Genomic DNA, 20072 nt, shown 5'->3' with positions numbered 1-20072 from the left:
TCGAGCATTGTTCCGTCTTTCCATCGCACGAGGCTCCTCGTCGTCGGTCGTACGGTTGCGCAACGAATGTGTCGAGCAACGACGTGTCAGCCCCGCAGACCGGCGGATGCGATGCTCAAAGCGCGACGTTGACCACTCGCGCCTGGGTGAATTCCTCCAGTCCCGCGAGCCCCTGCTGGCGGCCGATCCCCGACTGCTTGGCGCCGCCGAACGCCACGTCGAAGGGCAGATCCAGATGGCGGTTGACCCAGATCGTGCCGCTGTCGATGCGGCGTGCCACGTCCTCGCCGCGCGCCGGATCGGCGGTCCATACTGTGCCGCCCAACCCATAGTCGCTCGCATTGATCCGCTCGATCGCTTCGTCGAGCGTGTCGTAGGAGAGGATCGGAAGCACCGGGCCGAACTGCTCCTCGCGCACCAGCGACGCCGAGTCGCCGATATCCCGCACGATGGTCGGCGCGATGAAATAGCCGTCGCGCGCGATCGCCTCGCCGCCGGCGATGATCCGGCCTGAGTTGCGCGCGTCGGCGAGATAGCCGAGCACCTTTTCATATTGCACGCGGTTCTGCACCGGGCCGATCTGCGTCCCCGGCTCCAGCCCGTCGCCGACCACCGCCGCGTCGGCCAGCGCCGCCAGCGCCGCGCACAGCGCCTCGTAGAGCGATGCCGGCGCATAGACCCGCTTCGCCGCCAGGCAGACCTGTCCCGCGTTGAGCATCGCCGCGGCGAAAATTCCCGGTGCGACGGTGGCGACATCGGCATCGTCGAGCACAAGCGCCGCGTCGTTGCCGCCCAGTTCGAGCGTCGAGCGCGCGAGCCGGTCGGCGGTGGCGACCAACACCTTCTTGCCGGTCGCGGTCGAGCCGGTGAAGCTGACGTGCGCGACGCCGGTGTGCGCGGCGAGTGCCGCGCCGAGATCGTTCGCGTCGGCGATCGTCTGGAACACGCCTGCGGGCAGGATCGGAGCCGCCACCTCGCCGAGCAGCAGCGTCGTCAGCGGGGTCGTCGCCGCGGGCTTGGCGATGACGGTGTTGCCGGTAACGAGCGCCGGTGCCACCTTCAGCATCAGCAGGATCATCGGGAAGTTCCACGGCGTGATCGCGGCGACGACGCCAAGCGGCGCACGGTGTTCGGTGATCCGCTCGAGATCGGTCGCGCGGATCACGTGGGGTTCAAGCGTCTGCGCGGCGAAATAGCGCAACGCCGCGATCGTCCCGCCGATCTCGTGTGCGGCCTGCGCCAACGGCTTGCCCTGTTCGAGCGTCAGCAGCGCCACGAAATCGTCGAACCGCGCCGCCACCGCATCCGCGAACGCCTCCAGCCGCTCGCGCCGCGCCGGATAGCCGAGCGCCGCCCAGGCGGGGAATGCGCGGCGGGCCGCGGCGACGGCCCGGTCGAGCTGCGCCCGGTCGGCGCGCGGTGCGGTGGCGAAGGCGCGCGCGGTCGCCGGGTTGACCACGTCGATCGTCGCGGCGCCCGCTTCCAGCGCACCGTCGATCAGCAGGTGATATTCGGTCATGTCAGATCATCCTCACGACGGGTTTGACGACGCGACCGCTCTCGCCGGCGGCGATCGCGTCCTCGATCGCGTCCAGGGGGAAAAATTCGATCAGCTTCTCGATCGGGAAGCGGCCCGAGCGCCAATGCTCAATCATCGCCGGGATCGTCGTCTGGGGATCGGACGATCCTTCGACGATGCCGATGATGAGGCGGCCGGCGCTCATCACATGCGCGGCGTCGAACCGGATCATCGTGTCGGGCGCGAACGCGGCGAGCAGGCCGATCCGGCCACGCGGCCCGAGCACGCCGATGCCCTGCTCGACGAGGGGCGCGTGACCGGTGGTGTCGAGGACATGGTCGACACCGGCGATGCCGAACTGATCGAGCGTCCGGCCGTCGGCGACGTGCCCCTCGGTCGCGCCGAGGTCTCGCGCCAGCGCGATCCGTTCGGGCGAACGGTCGACCGCGACGATCCGCGTCGCGCCGGCGATCCGCGCCGCCATCACCGCCGCCAGCCCGACCGCGCCGGTGCCCAGGATCGCGATCGAATCGCCCGCCCGCACGCCGAGCGCGTTCCACACCGCGCCCGCGCCGGTCAGGAAGCCGCATCCGAGTGGCCCCATCATCTCGATCGGCAGGTCGGCATCCACCTTCACGACATTGCGCGCCGAGACGATCGCATGAGTCGCGAACGAAGACTGGCCGAAGACATGGCTGTGGACATCGCCGCCGCCCGGCCCGTGCAACGCGGTCGAGCCGTCGGCGCGCGTCGCCAGGAAGTTGAGCGGCACGAACTGATGGCAATAGGCCGGCTGATGATCGACGCAGCAGCGGCACGCACCGCAACTCGCGAAGCTCAGCACCACCGCGTCGCCGGGGGCCAACCCCTCGACCGCGCTGCCCACCGCGACGACATGGCCGGCGCCCTCATGCCCCAGCACCACCGGCCGGGGCACCGGCAGCAATCCGTCGCGCATCACCATGTCGGTATGGCAGACGCCGGTCGCGACGATTTTCACCAAGACCTCATCGATGCGCGGATCGTCGATCGTCAGCGCCTCGATTGCGGTTCGCCCGCCGTCGCGTGTGACGGCTGCCCGGATCGCGTGTGGCATGTCAGAAACTCACGCCGAGACGGACATACCATTCGGCGGGCCGGCTATAGGTGCCGAAGAACACCCCGTCGCTGATGTTCTCATTGCCCGTCGTCAGATAGCGGTTGCCGGTGATGTTGGTGCCGCCGGCGGTCAGCGTCCACTTCCCGCCCGGTTCGCGATAAGCCACGCTGGCGTTGAAGACGTCGATGGTGGGGCGGCGCAGCAGGTACGTGCGCTGCGCATCGTTCCATACGCTGGTCGCATGGGTCCAGTCCGCGAGCAGGATCATGGTGGCGCCGTTGCCCAGATGCGCTTCGTAGCGCGGGCTGACGTTGATCTTCCATTTGGGAGTCTTGGGCAGATCCGCACCGACGAAGGTGCCCGCCTGGAACGCATTGGGCGCGCTGACCGCGAGGACGCCCGGCAACACCGAGGTATAGCGCGCGTCGATGAAGCCGACCGAGGCATTGACGACCAGACCGCGCGCCGGCGCCACCACCGCCTCCAGCTCGACACCGCGAATACGGGCGTCGCCGGCGTTGCGGATCGTCGGCGAGGTGCCTTGCTGGAAGTTGAGCTGGATACCCTGATACTCGGTGGTGAAGGCGGCGGCGTTCAGTTGCAGCTTGCGATCGAGGAACTGCGACTTGATGCCGATTTCCCACGTCGTCGCCTTTTCGGGTCCGAACGGCTGCGCGGTGGGTTGGGGGTTGGTGAGGCGCGTCGTCCAGCCGCCGGTCTTGTAGCCCTTCGACCAACTCGCATACGCCATGACCCGATCGATCGGGTAAAGCTGGACGCCGACCTTGGGCGAGAAGTTCTGGAAACTCTGCGTGTTGACGCCCGGCGCATAGACGCGGATCGGGTTGGCGGGATCGGGGTATCCGGTGCCCTGCTGACACGTCACCGGAGCGAGCGGAAACGGGCCGTTCGGCGTAATGTTACCCTGCGGGTCGCTGCACCCGAACAGCTTGTAGTTGAACCCGTTCAAATCCTGCTGGCCACCCTCGAACTGTTTGTCCTCGCGAGTGTACCGGCCCCCCAGCGTCACGCCGAGCAGCGGGATCGGGCGATAGTCGATCTGCCCGAATCCGGCATAATTCTGCGTCTCCAGGGCGTTGGGGCCATCGACCTGGAGCAGACCTTCCGCGAACGTGACATAGTCGTGCAGGCCGCCCTTTTCCTTGAAGTAATAGCCGCCCAGCACATAGTGCAGCTTGTCATCGAGCAACGTGCCGAGCAGTTGCACCTCCTGGCTGAACTGCCACTGGTGCATCGCGAAACTGAGCTGAAGGAAGTTGAGCGGCGAGCCGTCGCCATCGACGCCCGAGCGCCAGTCGAGCTGGCGATACGCGGTGATCGACTTCAGCGTCGTGTTCGGCGCCGGGTTCCATTCCACCGTTCCAGCGAAGCCGTAGCTCGTCATCCGCGAGAAGTCATTGCCGGTGGCGTAGCTGGTGTCCTTGTTGCCGGTCAGGAAGCGGTTGTCGTACGGCAGCAGGTTGTTGTTCGGATTACCGTCGACGTTGACGCCCGCGATCGGTTGCTGGTGCAGCGCCGTGTTGTACTGGGTGCCGCGAACGCCGCACAGCGCCTGGGCGTTTCGCGCCGCGATCTGCGCGGTGTTCGCGCCGATGCAGAAATTGTACAGGCCGGCGAACAGGAAGCCGGTCGTGCCGGTCGGGTCGAACGCGGTGCCCGGCAGGTTGGCCGTGCCCCCGAAATTGCCGGGAACATTGCCCGCCGTGCCGAGCAGTGTGTTGGCGAGTCCGGTGGAATTTTCGCGCGTGTAGTCGCCCGTCAGCGTCACCGTGACGTGTTCGCCCTTCCATTTCAGTTTGCCGCGCAGGTTCCAGTTGTTGTCGCCGCCCTCGTCGCTCGGCGACGAATAGCCCGATGATGGAAAGCCGGTGTAGCTCGCGCTGTTCGCCGCAAGCGGATCGGGATAGGGAATCCGTTTCATATACCCGGTGCGCGTCTTCACGCCGAAGGTCAGCGCGCCGGCGAGATCGTCGGTAATCGGCAGATCGGCGGTGCCACGCGCCTGGAGCAGGCCGTAGCTACCGGTCGTCACGTCTGCCTTGAAGCGAAACGTGTCGCCGGGATCGCGCGTCACCACGGAGATCGCGCCGCCGATCGTGTTGCGCCCGAACAGCGTGCCCTGCGGCCCCTTGAGCACCTCGACCCGTTCGACATCGAGCAGATCCTGGTTCGCCCCGACCGAGCGGGCGAGATAGACGCCGTCGACATAGATGCCGACACCCGGATCGATGTTGAACGCGAAATCGTCCGATCCGATGCCGCGGATATAGGCCGACAGCACCGAGGGCGATCCCGAGAACGGTGTTCCCGCATCGAGATTGACGTTGGGTGCCAGGCCGGACAATTGGGCGATGCTGCCGACGCCCCGTTCCTGCAGGGCGTTCGCGGTGAAGGCGCTGATCGCGATCGGCACCGACTGGACGTTCTCCGATCGCTTCTGCGCAGTGACGACGATGTCGGGGACGCCGCCGGTCTCGGCCGGCTGAGCCGCCGCCGGCGGGTTCGCCGGGTCGCCGCCCGGTTGGGCTTGCGGCTGAATTCTGGCGTGTACAGTGGTAGCGGTGCAAAGCGCGATTATGCTGACCGCCGCGCGAGTGACGTGACGCATTCTTTCCTCCCCAGGAGTCCGTGACAGCCGTGTTCGGCTTGAGCGGATGTATGGGGCAAGGCGCGGTGTCCGTCTTGAACGGACAGCGGGCTGCGATTGAACGCCTGTGCGCCTGCCGGTCAGCCGTCGGCGCGGCGGCGTGAGAACGTGCCGGGGGGAACGCCGAACCGCGCCTTGAAACGACGACTGAAATGCGCCGCATCGGCAAAGCCGAGTTCATAGGCGAGATCGGTCATCGACTGGGTCGACGGCGACTCCTTCAATCGCTGCGCGGCGATGCTCAACCGCCGGTCGATGATGTAGGCGGTGGGCGTCGTCGCCAGATCGGCGAACACCCCCTGAACCGCCCGGGGCGGCAGCGACAATGCCCGTGCGATCTGCCCGGTTCGCATCGAACTGTCGGCGAGGTTCGCGTCGACATAGGCCAGGACACGGCGTCGCGCGTTGCTCCACTCGGCGGCCTCGGGCGCCCCGACTTGCCCGAAGCAGCGGCCGATGAGATGGCCGACGGTCATGCCGAGCGCGTCGGTCTCCTCGGGATCGATCGTCTCCGGCCAATGCTGGCGGAAGATCGAACCGAGAAAATCCCGCAACAACCCGGCGGAGGGCGCGCGATGATCGACGACCAGCGCTGGCGCGGCCGCCCGCTCGCGAAACGCGGACAGCGGAAAGTCGATGACGAACATCTCATTGCGCTCGGAAACCTGAAGCTCGTACGGCTCGTCGACCGCGCAATAGGTGAGGTCACCCGCCACCAGCGCGGCAGAGCGGCCGCGCTGCACGGTGGTGCTGAACCCCGAATGCTGGAGATGGATCTTGCCGCGATCGGTGGCGGCCGGCGGCCGGGGGCCACTCCAGCGGCGGATCGTGGCACGATCGGACCGCGCGACCGACACGACGATGTCACCGAGCCGGCACGTCTCCCATTCGGCGGCAAGATCGCGTTCGCCGTCGATCACGATCCCGGGAAAGATGCCCGACACGCGCTCGTTCCAGTAATCGAGTCGTCCGTCCGCTGGCTGGCTGCTGGTCGATAGCCGGGTGGTGAGCGCCATTGCTCCAGATCCTATCCTCATCTCGTCGTCTGCGCGCGATCCGAGAGGCTTAGGGCCACGGCGCGGGGCCGGCAAGCGCGCATACCCCGCGACCGTCAGTCGATCGAGCCGCGGGTTGGGCTTGGCGCGAGCGCGCTATTGCGGCGACGAGTCCGGCGCGGGATGCGGCGGCGCTGACCGAGAGATCACCGCCCCCACCGCACCGCTTACCGGGTCGGATAGTTCGGCGCTTCCCGGGTGATGGTCACGTCATGGACATGGCTCTCGCGCAAGCCAGCGCCAGTGATCTGCACGAAGCGCGCACGCTTCTGCAACTCCGCGATCGTCGCCGAGCCGGTATAGCCCATCGCCGCGCGGATGCCGCCGACGAGCTGGTGGATCACGTCCCTGGCCGGCCCCTTGTACGCGACCTGCCCTTCGATCCCCTCCGGCACCAGCTTGAGCTGGTCCTTGATGTCGCCCTGGAAATAGCGGTCGGCCGAGCCGCGGCCCATCGCGCCGACCGAGCCCATGCCGCGATAGCTCTTGTAGGCGCGGCCCTGGTACAGGAAGGTCTCACCCGGCGCTTCCTCGGTGCCGGCCAGAAGCGAGCCGATCATCACGCACGATGCGCCGCCGGCGAGCGCCTTGGCGATGTCGCCCGAGGTACGGATTCCGCCGTCGGCGATGACGGGGACGCCGTATTTCTGGCCGATCTCGGCGCAGTCCATCACCGCGGTCAATTGCGGCACGCCGACGCCGGCGACGACGCGGGTGGTGCAGATCGAGCCGGGGCCGATGCCGACCTTGATGCCGTCCGCGCCAGCGTCGATCAGCGCGCGCGTGGCCTCGCCGGTGGCGACGTTGCCGGCGATCACCTGTACGGAATTGGAGAGTTTCTTGACCCGCTCGACCGCGCGCGCGACGTCTCGGTTATGGCCGTGCGCGGTGTCGATCACGACGAGATCGAGTTCGGCGTCGATCAGCGCGGCGGTGCGGTCGAACCCCTTGTCGCCGACGGTGGTGGCGGCGGCGACGCGAAGCCGTCCGGTGCCGTCCTTGGTCGCGTTGGGATAGGTAACCGCCTTCTCGATATCCTTGACGGTGATAAGGCCGATGCAGCGATACGCGTCGTCGACCACGATCAGCTTTTCGATGCGGCGCTGGTGGAGCAGCCGGCGCGCCTCTTCCGACGTCACGCCGGGCGAGACGGTGGCGAGATTGTCGTGCGTCATCAGCTCGGAGACGGGCTGCGCGGGGTTCTCGGCGAAGCGCACGTCGCGGTTGGTGAGGATGCCGACGAGCCGGCCGTCGGCCTCGACCACCGGGATGCCGCTGATCTTGTGGCGCTTCATGATCGCCTGCGCCTCGGCGAGCGTGGCGGAGGGGGCGATCGTGATCGGGTTGACGACCATGCCGCTTTCGAAGCGCTTGACCGCACGCACCGCGGCGACCTGATCCTCGACCGTCAGGTTGCGGTGGAGCACGCCGATGCCGCCGAGCTGCGCCATCACGATCGCCATGTCGGCCTCGGTGACGGTATCCATCGCCGAGGACAGGATCGGGATGTCGAGCGCGATGCCGCGCGTCAATTGGGTGGCGGTGTTGGTCTGGCTGGGGACGATATCGCTCTCGGCCGGGTACAGCAGGACATCGTCGAAAGTGAGGCCGAGGCGAATGTCCATGAAGTGCCGTGTCCTGCTTAGTGGGAAGCGAGTCGTGGCGGTCCATGTAAACAACGGCCCCCGCTGGCGCTAGGGGTGCGGGGTGACGATTGCGGTTAGGGCATTCCGCCTGCCCCGTCCCGTTCCGGCTTCCATGCATCCCGCCCCAGTTCCGCGCGGTGCCGTGGGAGCGCCTCGGGCATTTCGTCGCGGATATAGGCGAGCATCGCTTCGCGCAGGTCGCAGCGCAGATCGAACGCGGTGGGCGCGTCGCGGGCGGTGGCGAGGATGCGGACTTCGATCGCGTCGGGCTTCATGTCGGTGACTTGCAGTACCTGCGCGCGCCCGTCCCAGCGCGGGTTGCTGCTGACGATCTCGGTGTATTTTTCGCGCAGGCGGGCGATGTTGGCGGTCGGATCGAGATAGAAGAACGCCGAGCCGAGCAGTTGCGAGCCGGTCCGGGTCCAGTTCTGGAAACTGTCCTCGAGAAACTTCGAGACGGGAACGACCAGCCTGCGCTCGTCCCAGATCTTTACCACGACATAGGTGAGACGGATCTCCTCGATCTTGCCCCATTCGCCTTCGATGATGACGACATCATCGAGCCGGATCGGCTCGGTGAAGGCCATCTGGATGCCGGCGATGACGTTCTTGAGGAGCGGCTGCGCGGCGGCGCCGACCGCGAGCGCTGCGAGACCGGCCGAGGCCATAAGCGTGACGCCGACGCTGCGCACGCTCGGGATACTCAGCAGCATAAGACAGATCGTCACGAAGCCGACGCCGAGCAGCGCGATCTGGGTGAGGATCGCGCTGCGCGTCCGCCTGCGGCGCGCGCGCAGGTTGTCGGCGACCGAGATGTCGGCGAACAGCGAGATCGCCTTGTCGCTCGCGCGGATCATGTTGATCGCCAGCCAGCCGATCAGCGCAGGCACCAGCATGCCGGCGGTGCGCGCCCACAGGATCGTTCCGGTCTTACCGAGATCGAGCGACTCGCGAACCATCGCCAGCCCAAGCGTGATGAGGATGAATTGCAGCGGGCGCTTGGCGTAGTTGACAAAGATGTCGTCGGCAGAACCGGGCGTTCGCTCGGCGATTCGGCGAAGCGCGTTCATCACCAGCCAGTGCAACGCGAGCGCGAGCAGCACGGTGACCGCGATCGTCGCGAGGTTTACGAGCGATGCGGGAACGGCCCATCCGGCGATTGCTACGGTCGACATGCCACCGATAACCGCTCACGCGGGCAAGCGTTCCTCGCAGGTGCAGCATGACGGCGAGTCGTGCCGGACGGTCGGCCTGATACGGCCCACCGCCCGGGTGCGATCGGCCGGTTATACGCTCGCGGAGGTCTTCGGCGCGGACTGGCGCACGCCTTCGTCGACGTGATCGGCGAATTGCGCGAAGTTCTCGACGAACTGATCGACGAGCCGGCTCGCGGTCGCGTCATACGCATCCTTGTCTGCCCAGGTCTCGCGCGGATCGAGGATCGCCGAATCGACGCCGGTCACCGCGACCGGCACCTTGAAGCCGAAGTTCGGATCGGTGCGGAACTCGGCACCGTTGAGGCTGCCGTCGAGTGCTGCGTTGAGCAGCGCACGAGTCGCCTTGATCGGCATGCGGCGGCCGACCCCGTATTTGCCGCCGGTCCAGCCGGTGTTGACCAGCCAGCAATCGACCCCGCCCTTGGCGATCCGCTCTTTCAGGAGGTTGCCGTAGACCGAAGGGTGGCGCGGCATGAACGGCGCGCCGAAGCAGGTCGAGAAGGTCGCCGAGGGTTCGGTCACACCGATCTCGGTGCCGGCGACGCGCGCGGTATAACCCGAGAGGAAATGGTACATCGCCTGATCGGGGGTGAGCTTCGAGATCGGCGGAAGTACGCCGTAGGCATCGGCGGTGAGGAAGATGATGTTCTTCGGGACCGGCCCCATGTTCTCGGCCGAGGCATTGGGAATGAAGTCGATCGGGTACGAACCGCGGCTGTTCTCGGCGAGGCTGTTGTCGTTGAAATCGAGCGTGCGGGTCTCGGCGTCCATCACGACGTTTTCGAGGATCGTGCCGAACCGCTTGGTAGTGGCGTAGATTTCCGGCTCGGCCTCGGGCGAGAGGTTGATCATCTTCGCATAGCAGCCGCCCTCGAAGTTGAACACGGCGGTATCGGACCAGCCATGCTCGTCATCGCCGATCAGCGTGCGGCTGGCGTCGGCCGACAGCGTCGTCTTGCCGGTGCCCGACAGGCCGAAGAACACCGCCGTATCGCCATCCGGGCCGATATTGGCCGAACAGTGCATCGGCATCACGCCCATCGGCGGCAGCTTGTAGTTGAGCAGCCCGAATACCGACTTCTTCATCTCGCCGGCATATTTGGTGCCGCCGATCAGGATCAGCTTTTCGGTGAAATTGACCGCGATCACCGTCTCGGTGCGCGTGCCGTGCTTCGCTGGATCGGCGCGGAAGCTCGGCAGGTCGATGATCGTGTATTCGGCGCCGAAGTCCTTGAGTTCGTCCTCTTCGGGCCGGACCAGGAGCGTGCGGATGAAGCTGCTGTGCCACGCCAGTTCGGTGACGACGCGGACATGGACGCGATATTCCGGTTGCGACCCGCCGAACAGATCCTGCACGAAGAGTTCGTCCTTGCTCGCGACGGCGGCGAAGAAATCGGCTTTCAGCGCCGCGAACTGATCGGGGGTCATGCCCTTGTTGGTCTTGCCCCACCAGACGGTGTTCTCGGTCTCGGCATCGCGGACGATGAACTTGTCCTGCGCGGAGCGGCCGGTGTGTGCGCCCGTCTCGACGACCAGCGCGCCGTCGATCGACAGGCGGCCTTCGCCGCGCGCGACCGCCGCCTCGACGAGCCGCGCGGTCGGCAAATTCCAGTTGAGTTTGGCTTTGGTCTCGATGCCCTGCGCGGCAAGGCCAGCGTTCGGAATGCGATCGCTCATCAGTTCAGTCTCCCCAGTACGGCCGGTCGTATCGATCGTGCGCGTGTCTCAATGACCTGATTGGCATATCGCTCGCACCCCCGCCGGTCAAACGCGTCCGATCCGGCGTGAACGCCAGCGAGACAGGGCGGGGAAAATCGCGGATCGGCGCGCTGGTGGGATCTGTCGGATTTTGGTTCACGCGGAGGCGCAAAGAGAAGAAGAAGATGAGAGAGCAGAATGACCTGAAGGCGCGAAGCGCCCTGATAGCCGGATGACCGGAACCCGCCCGGCGCCCTGCGCGCACCCCCTCAGCGCCCTTTGCGCCTCTGCGCGAACCAACTCCGCGCCTCCACGCTGTTGAGCGATCACGTGCTTTGCACTAACGCGGTCTCCCAGTAACGAAGGTGTGCTTGCGATGACGGCTACGATCGCGCTCGTCGATGATGACCGCAACATCCTCACCTCGGTGTCGATCGCGCTCCAGGCGGAGGGATTCCTCACCCGCGTCTATTCGGATGGCGAAACCGCGCTCAAGGCGCTGATCGACAATCCGCCCGATCTCGCGATCTTCGACATCAAGATGCCGCGCATGGACGGGCTCGAGCTGCTGCGGCGGATGCGCGAGAAGAGCATGATCCCCGTGATCTTCCTCACCTCGAAAGACGACGAGCTCGACGAGGCGCTCGGGCTGGCGATGGGCGCGGACGATTATATCGCCAAGCCCTTCTCGCAGCGGCTGCTGATCGCGCGCATCCGCGCCATCCTGCGCCGCACCGAAGTGTCGTCGCCGGGCGCGGCCGAAGGCGGTGAGCCGACCGAGACGGTGCTGGTTCGCGGGCGGCTGTCGATGGATACGGCGCGCCACCGCGTGACGTGGAACGGCGCCGACGTGACGCTAACCGTCACCGAGTTCCTGATCCTCGAGGCGCTCGCACAGCGCCCTGGCGTGGTGAAGACGCGCAACCAGTTGATGGATGCCGCCTATCACGACGACATCTATGTCGACGACCGCACGATCGACAGCCACATCAAGCGCGTGCGGCGCAAGTTCCGCCAGACCGACGCCGATTTCGACGCGATCGAGACGCTGTATGGAGCCGGCTATCGCTTCTCCGAGGAGTGACGACCGCGAGCTGACGCTGCGCTGGTCCGCGCGGGTCTCGCTGACCCCGCGCATCCTGTTCGTCAATGTGTTCGCGCTGGCGATGCTGGCGGGCGGGTTCTTCTATCTCGATTCGTATCGCAGCCGCATCGTCGACAGCCGCGTCGCGCAGGCGAGCCGGGAAGCACGGCTGATCGCCGAGGCGCTCGGCGCGGTCGCGCCGGACGCGCGGCCAGCGGTTGCGCTCAGGCTGGCGCGCGATACCGGCACGCGCATCCGCCTCTACGATCGCGCGGCGCGGCCAGTGCTCGACACGCGCGCGCTGGGCAAGCGCAACTTCGTTCTGCTCGACCCCGACAAGCAGGATTGGGGCATGGCGGCGGCGCGGTTCCTCGATGCGATGATCGACACCGTGGTCGGTGCGCCACGCGCGCCGCTGTACCGCGAGCGCCGGTCCGGTTCGGATTGGCCCGACGTGCGGCTGGCCCGCAACAGCCTGCGCGCGCCGGCGACGGTGTGGCGCGCGCCCGATCGCACGCCGGTCATCACCGCCGCCGCCGCCGTGCCGAACGGCGGCGTGGTGATGACGACGGTCAACGCGCGCGACATCACCCAGACGGTGCGGCTCGAACGGTTCCGGCTGAGCGTGGTGCTGGCGATCGTATCGCTGGTATCGGTGCTGCTGTCGCTGTTCCTCGCCCGCACGATCGTGCGGCCGCTGCGCCGGCTGGCCTGGTCGGCGGTGCGCGTTCGGATGGGGCGCGCGCGTGAGGTGGTGGTGCCGCGGTTGCCCTCGCGGCGTGATGAGATCGGCATGCTCGCGCGCGCGCTGTCCGACATGAGCCTCGCGCTCCGCGCGCGGATCGACGCGATCGAAGCCTTCGCCGCCGACGTGACTCACGAGATGAAGAACCCGCTCGCGTCGTTGCGGTCGGCAGTCGAGGGGCTGGCGAACGTTCGCGATCCCGAGCTTCAGCGGCAATTGCTCGCGATCGTGCGCGATGACGTCCACCGGCTCGACCGGCTCATCACCGACATTTCCGAGGCGTCACGGCTCGACGCGCAGCTCGGCCGCGCCAAGTTCGAGTCCGTGGATCTGGGCGCGCTGATCACCGGGCTGATCGCACAGCACACTGCGCGCGGGATCGAGCATGAGGTGGTGCTGCGCTTCGACCGGCCGACCGGCGGCGCGCTCACCGTATTGGGCGAAGGCGCGCGGCTGGAGCGGGTGTTCGAGAATTTGATCGACAACGCGATCTCCTTTTCGCCCGAACACGGCGTGATCGTGATCTCCGCCGCCGAGGATGGCGACGATCTGGTGATCCGCGTCGAGGACGAAGGCCCGGGCGTGCCGGAGGAATCGCGCGAGACGATCTTCAACCGCTTCCATTCGTTCCGGCCCGATAGCGAATCGTTCGGCAAGCATTCTGGGCTTGGCCTCGCGATCGCACGGACGATCGTCGAGGCGCATCACGGCACGATCCACGTCGAATCGCGCGAGGACCGACTTCACGGCGCGCGCTTCGTGGTGCGCCTCCCACTTGGACCACGCGCGTGACGGCCGCGCGGCTCCATGCGACGTGCGTCGCGATTCGCGCGCATGCGGTGCTGCTGATCGGCGCGTCGGGCAGCGGCAAGTCCGATCTGGCGCTTCGGCTGATCGATCGCGGTGCCATGCTGGTGAGCGACGACCAGACGATGCTGACGGTGGTGGACGGCACGCTGGTTGCCGCACCGCCCGCGACGATCGCCGGGCTGATCGAGGTGCGCGGGATCGGCATCGTGCCCCTCCCCCATCGCGCTATGGCGCCCGTCGCGCTGGTGGTGCGGCTCGGCGAGCCGGTGGTGCGGATGCCCGAAGCGGGGCTGACTGAGGTAATCTACGGCATTGCAATTCCGCTCATTCGGGCCGATTCTCATGAGGCTTCGGCGCCGCTCAAGGTGGAACTGGCGTTGCGGCGTGTGACTGGCGAGGCGACATGACGGCGATGGGTATTGGCGATCGTAAGGATATCCTTCTCGTCACCGGCATGTCTGGCGCAGGCAAGTCCACCGTGCTGCGCACGCTGGAGGATCTCGGCTGGGAGATCGTCGACAATCTGCCGCTGGCGCTGCTCGACCGGCTGCTGAGCGCGCCGTTGCCCGAGGGCGCGGACGGATCGTCGCAGCCGCTCGCGATCGGCATCGATGCGCGCACGCGCGATTTCGATCCGGCGCGGATCGTCAGCCGGATCGAGTCGCTGCGCGAGGGGCATCGCCTCGACATCGGCACGTTGTTCCTCGATTGCGCCGGGGGCGAGCTGGCGCGGCGCTATTCCGAGACGCGGCGGCGGCACCCGCTCGCGCTCGACCGGCCGGCGGTGGACGGGATCGCGCGCGAACGCGAACTGCTGGCGCCGCTGCGCAGTTGGGCCAACCGGCTGATCGACACCACCGACATGACCGCGAACGAACTCGCGCAGCAAGTCCGCGCGACCTTCTCGGGCGAACGGCTCGGCGAGCCGACGTTGCAGGTGATGTCGTTCGGCTTCGCGCGCGGGTTGCCGCGCAGCGCGGATCTCGTCTTCGACATGCGCTTCCTGCGCAATCCGCATTGGGTGCCCGAGCTTCGTCCCGGTACGGGACTCGATGCTGACGTCGGCGCCTATATCGCCGAAGACCCGGCTTACGAGACTGCCGTCGGGCAGATCGAATCGCTGCTGCTGCTGTTGCTGCCACGCTACAGGGCGGAGGGAAAATCCTATGTCACCATCGCCTTCGGCTGTACCGGAGGGAGACACCGCTCGGTTCATGTCACCGAGCGGGTGGCGGCGCGGTTGCGCGGCGCGGGTTTTTCGCCCACGGTCGCGCATCGCGATCTTGCTGCATCGCCGCAAGACTCGCTGGAGGGCGCCCGGGGGGTAGCCGACGGGGACGGGACGCAGGTTTGATGAGCAGGATTGCGCGATGATCGGGCTCGTATTGGTGACTCACGGTCGGCTCGCCGATGAATTCGTGACCGCGATGGAGCATGTCGTCGGCAAGCAGGAGCGGATCGCCACGGTCGCGATCGGCCCCGAAGACGACATGGAAGCGCGCCGCAACGACATCGCCGAAGCGATCAAGCTGGTCGATGCCGGGCGCGGAGTGATCGTGCTGACCGATCTGTTCGGCGGCACCCCCTCCAACCTCGCGATTTCGCTGATGGAGCGCGGACGGATCGAGGTGATCGCCGGCATCAACCTGCCGATGCTGATCCGGCTCGAATCGGCGCGCAAGGCGATGAAAGTGGTGGACGCGGTCGCCGCAGCCCGCGAAGCTGGCCGCAAATACATCTCGGTAGCCTCCGAAGTGCTGGGAGAAGCGGCGGCGTGAGCCAGATTGAACGGACGGTCCTCATCACCAACAAGCGTGGCCTGCACGCGCGCGCGAGCGCAAAATTCGTGACGCTCGCCTCCACCCTGCCCTGCGAAGTCGCGGTCGAGAAGGATGGCGCCGGATCGGTGACGGGAACCTCGATCATGGGGCTGATGATGCTGGGCGCGGCAATGGGCGATTCGATCGTCATTCGCGCCGAGGGCGACGGCGCCGAACATGCGGTGAGCACGCTGGCGGAGCTGGTCGAGGCGCGCTTCGGCGAGGATTGAACGGAGTCCTCCCCCGCCAGGGGGAGGATTGAGCAGCTTACCCCTCCATCGCCTCCACGTTCGCGAGCACGCGTTTCAGCAACCCGATCAGCGTCTCGACCTCCGCGTCGGACAGCCCGCGCATCGCATCCACATTGCCCTGACGCAGGATCTCGCGGCCGGCGGGCAGTTTCGCGCGCGCGCTTTCGGTGAGCGATATCAGGCTGCTGCGGCGGTCGGCGGGATCGGGTTCGCGCTGGACCAGACCGTCGCGTTCCATCCGCGTGAGCAGTTGCGCCATCGTTGGCTGCTCGACCTTGGCCCAGCGCGCCAGCTCGGTTTGCGACTTCCTCTCGCCGTCGCGCAGCGCCGACAGCACCGGGAGCTGCGCGGTCGCGAACCCTAGCGGCCCGAGCCGCCTGTCGCCGATCCGCCCCAGCGCGCGCGCAATCCGGGTGAAATAATGGCCGGGCGTAACCATCGGCGTCCAGGCGGGATCGACCATTGCATAGGTTCCTATGTTTATATATAGGCTCCTATGTACATCGAGGAGGCGACCATGACAATCGACCCACGTATCGCGATCATCGGCGGCGGCCCCGGCGGGCTGATGCTGGCGCGACTGCTGCACCTGCACGGTCTCGCCCCGATTGTGTTCGAGCGCGACGCGCATGCCGACGAGCGCCCGCAGGGCGGCTCGCTCGATCTGCATGCGGAGACCGGGCAGCACGCGATACGCGCGGCGGGGCTGGAGGATGCCTTTCTGGCCGAAGCGCGGCCGGAGGATCAGGGCGACCGGCTATATGACGCGGACGGCACCTTGCTGTTCGACCGCGACGGTCACGGCGACGACCGTCCCGAGATCGACCGCAGCGCGCTGCGCCGCATCCTGCTGGAATCGCTGCCCGAGGGGATGGTCCGCTGGGCCAGCCGGGTCGAGGCGATTACCTCGGACGAGAGCGGCCACACTGTCGTCACCGCAGGCGGTACACAGGCGTTCGACATCGTGATCGGCGCGGATGGTGGCTGGTCGCGGCTGCGCGCGCTGCTGAGCGATGTCCAGCCGCGCTATGAAGGCGCGGTGTTCGTCGAACTCGGGTTCGATCGGCGGCGGCATCCGCAGGTCGATGCTCTGGTCGGGGCGGGCAAGATGTTCGCGGTCGGCGAGAACCGCGTGCTGATCGGGCAGCGGAACGGTCACGACCATATTCGCGGCTATGCCGGCTGGCGGATCGACGAGGCGGACGCGTGGGCGCTCGGCGCCATGCCGCGCGAGGCGGCGCGTGCGGCGACGCTGGCGGTGTTCGAAGGTTGGTCGTCCGCGCTGCGCGATCTGATCGGCGGCGGCGATCTGCTCGGGGTGCGGCCGCTCTATGCGCTGCCGATCGGGTATCGCTGGCCGAGCGTTCCGGGCGTGACCTTGCTGGGTGACGCGGCGCATCTGATGTCGCCGTTCGCGGGTGAAGGCGTCAATCTCGCGCTTGCCGACGCGGTCGATCTTGCCGAGGCGCTGACCTCGGGCGCGGGCTGGCCGGCTGTCGAGCGCTATGAAGCGGCGATGGTCGCGCGTGCCACGCCCGCTGCGGAAGACGCCGCGCACGGGCTGGCGGCCGTGTTGTCCCGCAAGGGCGCGGCGCCGGTGCTCGACCATTATCGCGCGCGCCTCAGTGGCTGATCGGCAGTTTCAGGTATCAAATTTGTCACGGGACATTGGCGATGGCGACTTTATCGTCGGCTGGACGTTTTCGTTTGGCGGTGTTCACGACACGGTTTGTCGCAGTCACCGATCCTTTGGAGGCCCTGATGTCCAAATCCCGAATGCTGACCGGCGTGCTACTCGCCACCACCCTGCTCGCCGCTGGCTGCGCTACGCAGACCCCGTATCGCCCCGCCACCGGATCGGGCTTCGCGCGCACCGGCTATAGCGACCGCCAGATCGAGGCGAACCGCTTCATGGTGAGCTTCGCCGGCAACGGCTACACCCCGCGCGAGACCGTCGAGCGGTATCTGCTGTTCCGCGCCGCGCAACTGACCGTGCAGCAGGGCTATGACTATTTCGTGCTGGCCGACCGACAGACCGACAAGAGCACGCGCACCTATGCGACGCCAGAGCCGTTCGTCGGCGGGCCTTATGGCTATTGGGGTCCGGCGTGGAGCTATTACGGGCGCGGGTTCGGCTGGCGATCGTGGAGCCCGTATGGCGGCAGCCCGTTTTGGGATCGCGGCATCGACATCCAGACCGTCGAGAAGTTCGAGGCGCATGCCGAGATCGTCCTCGGGCGTGGCCCGAAGCCCGAACGCAACGTGCGGGCGTTCGATGCGCGGGATGTCATCAAGAACCTCGGCCCGACGATCGTGATGCCCGAGCCGGGCAGGCGGTAATCTCCGTCGCCCAGGCTTGCGCCGGGGCTCGGCGTCACGCCGGGGTGGCGAAGCGTCCGGGCGCATAGCGCGCGGGGTCGATCGCGGCGGCGATCGGGTCGGGCGTTGCCCCCAGCAACACGGCGGCGGCGAGCGCGGCGGCGGCGGGGGCGGTCTGGATGCCGAACCCGCCCTGCCCCGCGCACCAGAAGAAGCCGGGCACGCGCGCATCGAAGCCATAGACCGGCAGCCGATCGGGCGCGAAGCTGCGCAGCCCCGCCCAGCGCCGCTCCAGCCTGGCGACACGCCAGTCGACAACATGCTCGAACCGATCGATCGCCAGCGCGACGTCGATCTCTTCGGGCTGCACGTCGCCGGGCAGTGCCGGCGTCTCGTCATGCGGGCTGAGCCACAGCCGCCCGCCCGCCTCGGGCTTGAAATAGAAACGCCCGCCGATGTCGGCGACATGCGGCAGGCCGGCGGGGGCCGGCGGGTCGGTCAGCAACTGGACGACGGTGCGGCGATAGGCGGCGATGCCGATCGGCGCCGCGCCCGCGAGTCCCGCGATAGCGTCCGCCCATGCGCCACCGGCGTTGACCAGAATGTTCGCGCGATACGTCTCCGCGCCCGCCGCGATCGTCCACCCGCCGCCGTCCCGCGTCGCCGCGCGCAACGGTGAATCGACCGCCAGCACCGCGCCCGCGCGCCGGGCGGCGGCGAGATACGCCGCATGCAGCCCCGCCACGTCGATATAGGCGCAGCTCGGCTCGAACACGCCAAGCGTCCATTCGGGGCGCAGCCCGGCGATGTGATCGCCGGGATCGACCGGTTCGAGCGCGATGCCGCTGCCCTCGAATTCCGCGAGGAACGCGTCGATCGCCGCGGCATCGCCCGCCCGGCCGATGTGCAGCGAGCCGAGCGGCTGGAGGAACCCGCCCGCTTGCAGCACCGGACCCGACGCGGTGGTGAGCGGCGCCACGCCCGGCCCGCCATACGTCTCCGACCAGAACGCGGCGGAGCGGCCGGTCGCGTGATACCCGGGCGCGCTCTCTGCCTCGATCAGCAGCACGCGCGCGCGGTCACCGATCGCGGCGGCAAGGCTCGCCCCGGCCATACCCGCACCGACGATGACGATGTCGAACCGTGTCATGCGCCGGCCCCCAGCCGCGCCGCGAGGAAAGCGTCGATCTCGCCGAGCGCACGGTCACGCACCGCGTCGACCTCGCGCAATATCTCATGCGCGCACTCGCGGCCGAAGCGCACTACGCGCACGTCGGGCAGCCGCGACGCGACGCGCAGCGCTGCACGCGCGGAGACGAGTTTGTCGTAATCGGCGACCAGCATCAGCACCGGCACACGCACGTCGGCGAGCCGCGAATCGGTGCGCAGCAGGCGAGTCGAGGCGAAGGCTTCGATCAGCCAGCGCCAGCTCGGCGGGCCGAGCCGCAGGTCGGGCTGCGCCGTCTGCCAGAAAATTTCGTCCTGATAGCGCGCATCGTCGTGGGTGAGCAGCGCCTGTCGGGTCTCAGTCGTTGCCGGGATTTCATTGCCGCGCCACGCGCGCCGCGCACCGTCGCCGCGCCCGCCGATCCGCCGCGCCGCCCATTCGCCGACCTCCGCGCCGACCGGGCTCTTCAGCCCCAGCATCGGCGCGACCAGTACCGCCACGTCCGGCGCGATGCACCCTTCGGTGATCGCGCGCAGCACGAGATGCCCGCCCATCGAATGTCCGATCGCGACCGTCGGCCCGGCCGCCTCAGCGCGCCACGCCCGCCAAAATTCCTCGAAGTCCTCGATATAGAGCGAGAAATCCTCGACATGGCCGACGCGGGGATCACCCGAAAGCCGTCCCGAGCCGCCCTGCCCGCGCCAGTCGAACGCGGTGATCGACCAGCCTTGATCGTGCCAGTGCGCCAGCGTCTCCAGATATTTCTCGAACACGTCGCCGCGCCCGGCCTGGAACAGGATGCTGCCGCGCGGGGTCACGTCCGCCGGCCAGTCGAAGCGGCGGAGCATCCACCCGTCGCGCGCACGCCAGAAGCCGATCCGCGCGCCAGCGGGAATGGCGCGGCGATAGGGGTGCGGCGACAGCATCCGCTCTGGTTACTTTTTTGAAAGCCATTCCGTCTAGGCGCTTTTCC

The 20072-nt window shown here is 67.6% G+C and carries 18 protein-coding genes; 8 read left to right on the top strand and 10 right to left on the bottom strand.

Going from position 1 to position 20072, the window contains the following annotated elements; all coding sequences use genetic code 11:
• Positions 1–115: 115 nt before the first annotated feature.
• The 7 genes from J0A91_RS14580 to J0A91_RS14550 all read right to left on the bottom strand — a co-directional run bounded on the left by J0A91_RS14580 (position 116) and on the right by J0A91_RS14550 (position 10881).
• Positions 116–1519 carry an aldehyde dehydrogenase family protein gene (locus J0A91_RS14580; protein WP_069205513.1) on the bottom strand — a complete coding sequence of 468 codons (1404 nt, stop codon included), beginning with the start codon at positions 1517–1519 and terminating at the stop codon, positions 116–118.
• Between the two features lies 1 nt (position 1520).
• Positions 1521–2615 (bottom strand): NAD(P)-dependent alcohol dehydrogenase, encoded by a 1095-nt coding sequence (locus J0A91_RS14575; RefSeq protein WP_069205512.1) that lies wholly within the window; start codon positions 2613–2615, stop codon positions 1521–1523.
• A gap of 1 nt (position 2616) precedes the next feature.
• Positions 2617–5247 carry a TonB-dependent receptor gene (locus tag J0A91_RS14570; RefSeq protein WP_083224684.1) on the bottom strand — a complete coding sequence of 877 codons (2631 nt, stop codon included), beginning with the start codon at positions 5245–5247 and terminating at the stop codon, positions 2617–2619.
• Positions 5248–5366: 119 nt separating this feature from the next.
• On the bottom strand, positions 5367–6302 hold the full coding sequence (locus tag J0A91_RS14565) for a helix-turn-helix domain-containing protein (protein WP_069205511.1): 936 nt from the start codon (positions 6300–6302) through the stop codon (positions 5367–5369).
• A gap of 206 nt (positions 6303–6508) precedes the next feature.
• Complete coding sequence (gene guaB, locus J0A91_RS14560) at positions 6509–7966, bottom strand: IMP dehydrogenase (protein WP_069205510.1); 1458 nt, start codon at positions 7964–7966, stop codon at positions 6509–6511.
• A 95-nt stretch (positions 7967–8061) separates the two neighbouring features.
• Positions 8062–9162 carry a mechanosensitive ion channel family protein gene (locus J0A91_RS14555; protein ID WP_069205509.1) on the bottom strand — a complete coding sequence of 367 codons (1101 nt, stop codon included), beginning with the start codon at positions 9160–9162 and terminating at the stop codon, positions 8062–8064.
• 111 nt (positions 9163–9273) lie between these two features.
• Positions 9274–10881 carry a phosphoenolpyruvate carboxykinase gene (locus J0A91_RS14550; protein WP_069205508.1) on the bottom strand — a complete coding sequence of 536 codons (1608 nt, stop codon included), beginning with the start codon at positions 10879–10881 and terminating at the stop codon, positions 9274–9276.
• 397 nt (positions 10882–11278) lie between these two features.
• Between J0A91_RS14550 and J0A91_RS14545 the strand changes: the two genes are divergently transcribed.
• From J0A91_RS14545 to J0A91_RS14520, 6 genes are read left to right on the top strand one after another with little or no spacing between them, the layout of a single operon-like run.
• Positions 11279–11986: a response regulator transcription factor gene (locus J0A91_RS14545; protein WP_069207353.1), complete on the top strand. Its 708-nt coding sequence runs from the start codon at positions 11279–11281 to the stop codon at positions 11984–11986.
• Complete coding sequence (locus J0A91_RS14540; RefSeq protein ID WP_069205507.1) at positions 11955–13523, top strand: sensor histidine kinase; 1569 nt, start codon at positions 11955–11957, stop codon at positions 13521–13523. Before J0A91_RS14545 ends, J0A91_RS14540 begins: the two co-directional genes overlap by 32 nt.
• Positions 13520–13948 carry an HPr kinase/phosphorylase gene (locus J0A91_RS14535; protein ID WP_069205506.1) on the top strand — a complete coding sequence of 143 codons (429 nt, stop codon included), beginning with the start codon at positions 13520–13522 and terminating at the stop codon, positions 13946–13948. The genes J0A91_RS14540 and J0A91_RS14535 overlap by 4 nt, the downstream gene beginning before the upstream one ends.
• Complete coding sequence (rapZ, locus tag J0A91_RS14530) at positions 13945–14895, top strand: RNase adapter RapZ (RefSeq protein ID WP_240502026.1); 951 nt, start codon at positions 13945–13947, stop codon at positions 14893–14895. The genes J0A91_RS14535 and rapZ overlap by 4 nt, the downstream gene beginning before the upstream one ends.
• A gap of 16 nt (positions 14896–14911) precedes the next feature.
• Positions 14912–15319: a PTS sugar transporter subunit IIA gene (locus J0A91_RS14525; protein WP_069205505.1), complete on the top strand. Its 408-nt coding sequence runs from the start codon at positions 14912–14914 to the stop codon at positions 15317–15319.
• Positions 15316–15591: an HPr family phosphocarrier protein gene (locus J0A91_RS14520; protein ID WP_069205504.1), complete on the top strand. Its 276-nt coding sequence runs from the start codon at positions 15316–15318 to the stop codon at positions 15589–15591. The genes J0A91_RS14525 and J0A91_RS14520 overlap by 4 nt, the downstream gene beginning before the upstream one ends.
• A gap of 37 nt (positions 15592–15628) precedes the next feature.
• Here the strand turns inward: J0A91_RS14520 and J0A91_RS14515 are convergent, their stop codons facing one another.
• Positions 15629–16075 carry a MarR family winged helix-turn-helix transcriptional regulator gene (locus tag J0A91_RS14515; protein ID WP_083224682.1) on the bottom strand — a complete coding sequence of 149 codons (447 nt, stop codon included), beginning with the start codon at positions 16073–16075 and terminating at the stop codon, positions 15629–15631.
• A gap of 54 nt (positions 16076–16129) precedes the next feature.
• Between J0A91_RS14515 and J0A91_RS14510 the strand changes: the two genes are divergently transcribed.
• Positions 16130–17245: an FAD-dependent oxidoreductase gene (locus J0A91_RS14510; RefSeq protein ID WP_069207350.1), complete on the top strand. Its 1116-nt coding sequence runs from the start codon at positions 16130–16132 to the stop codon at positions 17243–17245.
• A 128-nt stretch (positions 17246–17373) separates the two neighbouring features.
• Positions 17374–17952, top strand: a complete 579-nt coding sequence (locus J0A91_RS14505; RefSeq protein WP_069207349.1) for a CC0125/CC1285 family lipoprotein — start codon at positions 17374–17376, stop codon at positions 17950–17952.
• A gap of 34 nt (positions 17953–17986) precedes the next feature.
• On the opposite strand, the gene J0A91_RS14500 is transcribed toward J0A91_RS14505, so the two are convergent.
• Entirely contained in the window at positions 17987–19081 is a 1095-nt protein-coding gene (locus tag J0A91_RS14500) for an NAD(P)/FAD-dependent oxidoreductase (RefSeq protein ID WP_069205503.1), read from the bottom strand.
• Complete coding sequence (locus J0A91_RS14495; RefSeq protein WP_069205502.1) at positions 19078–20025, bottom strand: alpha/beta hydrolase; 948 nt, start codon at positions 20023–20025, stop codon at positions 19078–19080. The genes J0A91_RS14500 and J0A91_RS14495 overlap by 4 nt, the downstream gene beginning before the upstream one ends.
• Positions 20026–20072: the final 47 nt, after the last annotated feature.

Origin of the sequence: Sphingomonas panacis, assembly GCF_001717955.1 — a bacterium.
Lineage (GTDB): Bacteria > Pseudomonadota > Alphaproteobacteria > Sphingomonadales > Sphingomonadaceae > Sphingomonas > Sphingomonas panacis.
This window is presented reverse-complemented; position numbering and strand designations above follow the sequence as displayed.

Bases quoted from the DNA above. Each gene is read 5' to 3' on its own strand.
- guaB (WP_069205510.1), bottom strand. From the start codon at position 7,966: ATGGACATTCGCCTCGGCCTCACTTTCGACGATGTCCTGCTGTACCCG.
- J0A91_RS14540 (WP_069205507.1), top strand. From the start codon at position 11,955: ATGGAGCCGGCTATCGCTTCTCCGAGGAGTGACGACCGCGAGCTGACG.
- J0A91_RS14570 (WP_083224684.1), bottom strand. From the start codon at position 5,247: ATGCGTCACGTCACTCGCGCGGCGGTCAGCATAATCGCGCTTTGCACC.
- J0A91_RS14505 (WP_069207349.1), top strand. From the start codon at position 17,374: ATGTCCAAATCCCGAATGCTGACCGGCGTGCTACTCGCCACCACCCTG.
- J0A91_RS14500 (WP_069205503.1), bottom strand. From the start codon at position 19,081: ATGACACGGTTCGACATCGTCATCGTCGGTGCGGGTATGGCCGGGGCG.
- J0A91_RS14555 (WP_069205509.1), bottom strand. From the start codon at position 9,162: ATGTCGACCGTAGCAATCGCCGGATGGGCCGTTCCCGCATCGCTCGTA.
- J0A91_RS14580 (WP_069205513.1), bottom strand. From the start codon at position 1,519: ATGACCGAATATCACCTGCTGATCGACGGTGCGCTGGAAGCGGGCGCC.
- J0A91_RS14495 (WP_069205502.1), bottom strand. From the start codon at position 20,025: ATGCTGTCGCCGCACCCCTATCGCCGCGCCATTCCCGCTGGCGCGCGG.
- J0A91_RS14575 (WP_069205512.1), bottom strand. From the start codon at position 2,615: ATGCCACACGCGATCCGGGCAGCCGTCACACGCGACGGCGGGCGAACC.
- J0A91_RS14550 (WP_069205508.1), bottom strand. From the start codon at position 10,881: ATGAGCGATCGCATTCCGAACGCTGGCCTTGCCGCGCAGGGCATCGAG.
- rapZ (WP_240502026.1), top strand. From the start codon at position 13,945: ATGACGGCGATGGGTATTGGCGATCGTAAGGATATCCTTCTCGTCACC.
- J0A91_RS14525 (WP_069205505.1), top strand. From the start codon at position 14,912: ATGATCGGGCTCGTATTGGTGACTCACGGTCGGCTCGCCGATGAATTC.
- J0A91_RS14565 (WP_069205511.1), bottom strand. From the start codon at position 6,302: ATGGCGCTCACCACCCGGCTATCGACCAGCAGCCAGCCAGCGGACGGA.
- J0A91_RS14545 (WP_069207353.1), top strand. From the start codon at position 11,279: ATGACGGCTACGATCGCGCTCGTCGATGATGACCGCAACATCCTCACC.
- J0A91_RS14510 (WP_069207350.1), top strand. From the start codon at position 16,130: ATGACAATCGACCCACGTATCGCGATCATCGGCGGCGGCCCCGGCGGG.
- J0A91_RS14515 (WP_083224682.1), bottom strand. From the start codon at position 16,075: ATGGTCGATCCCGCCTGGACGCCGATGGTTACGCCCGGCCATTATTTC.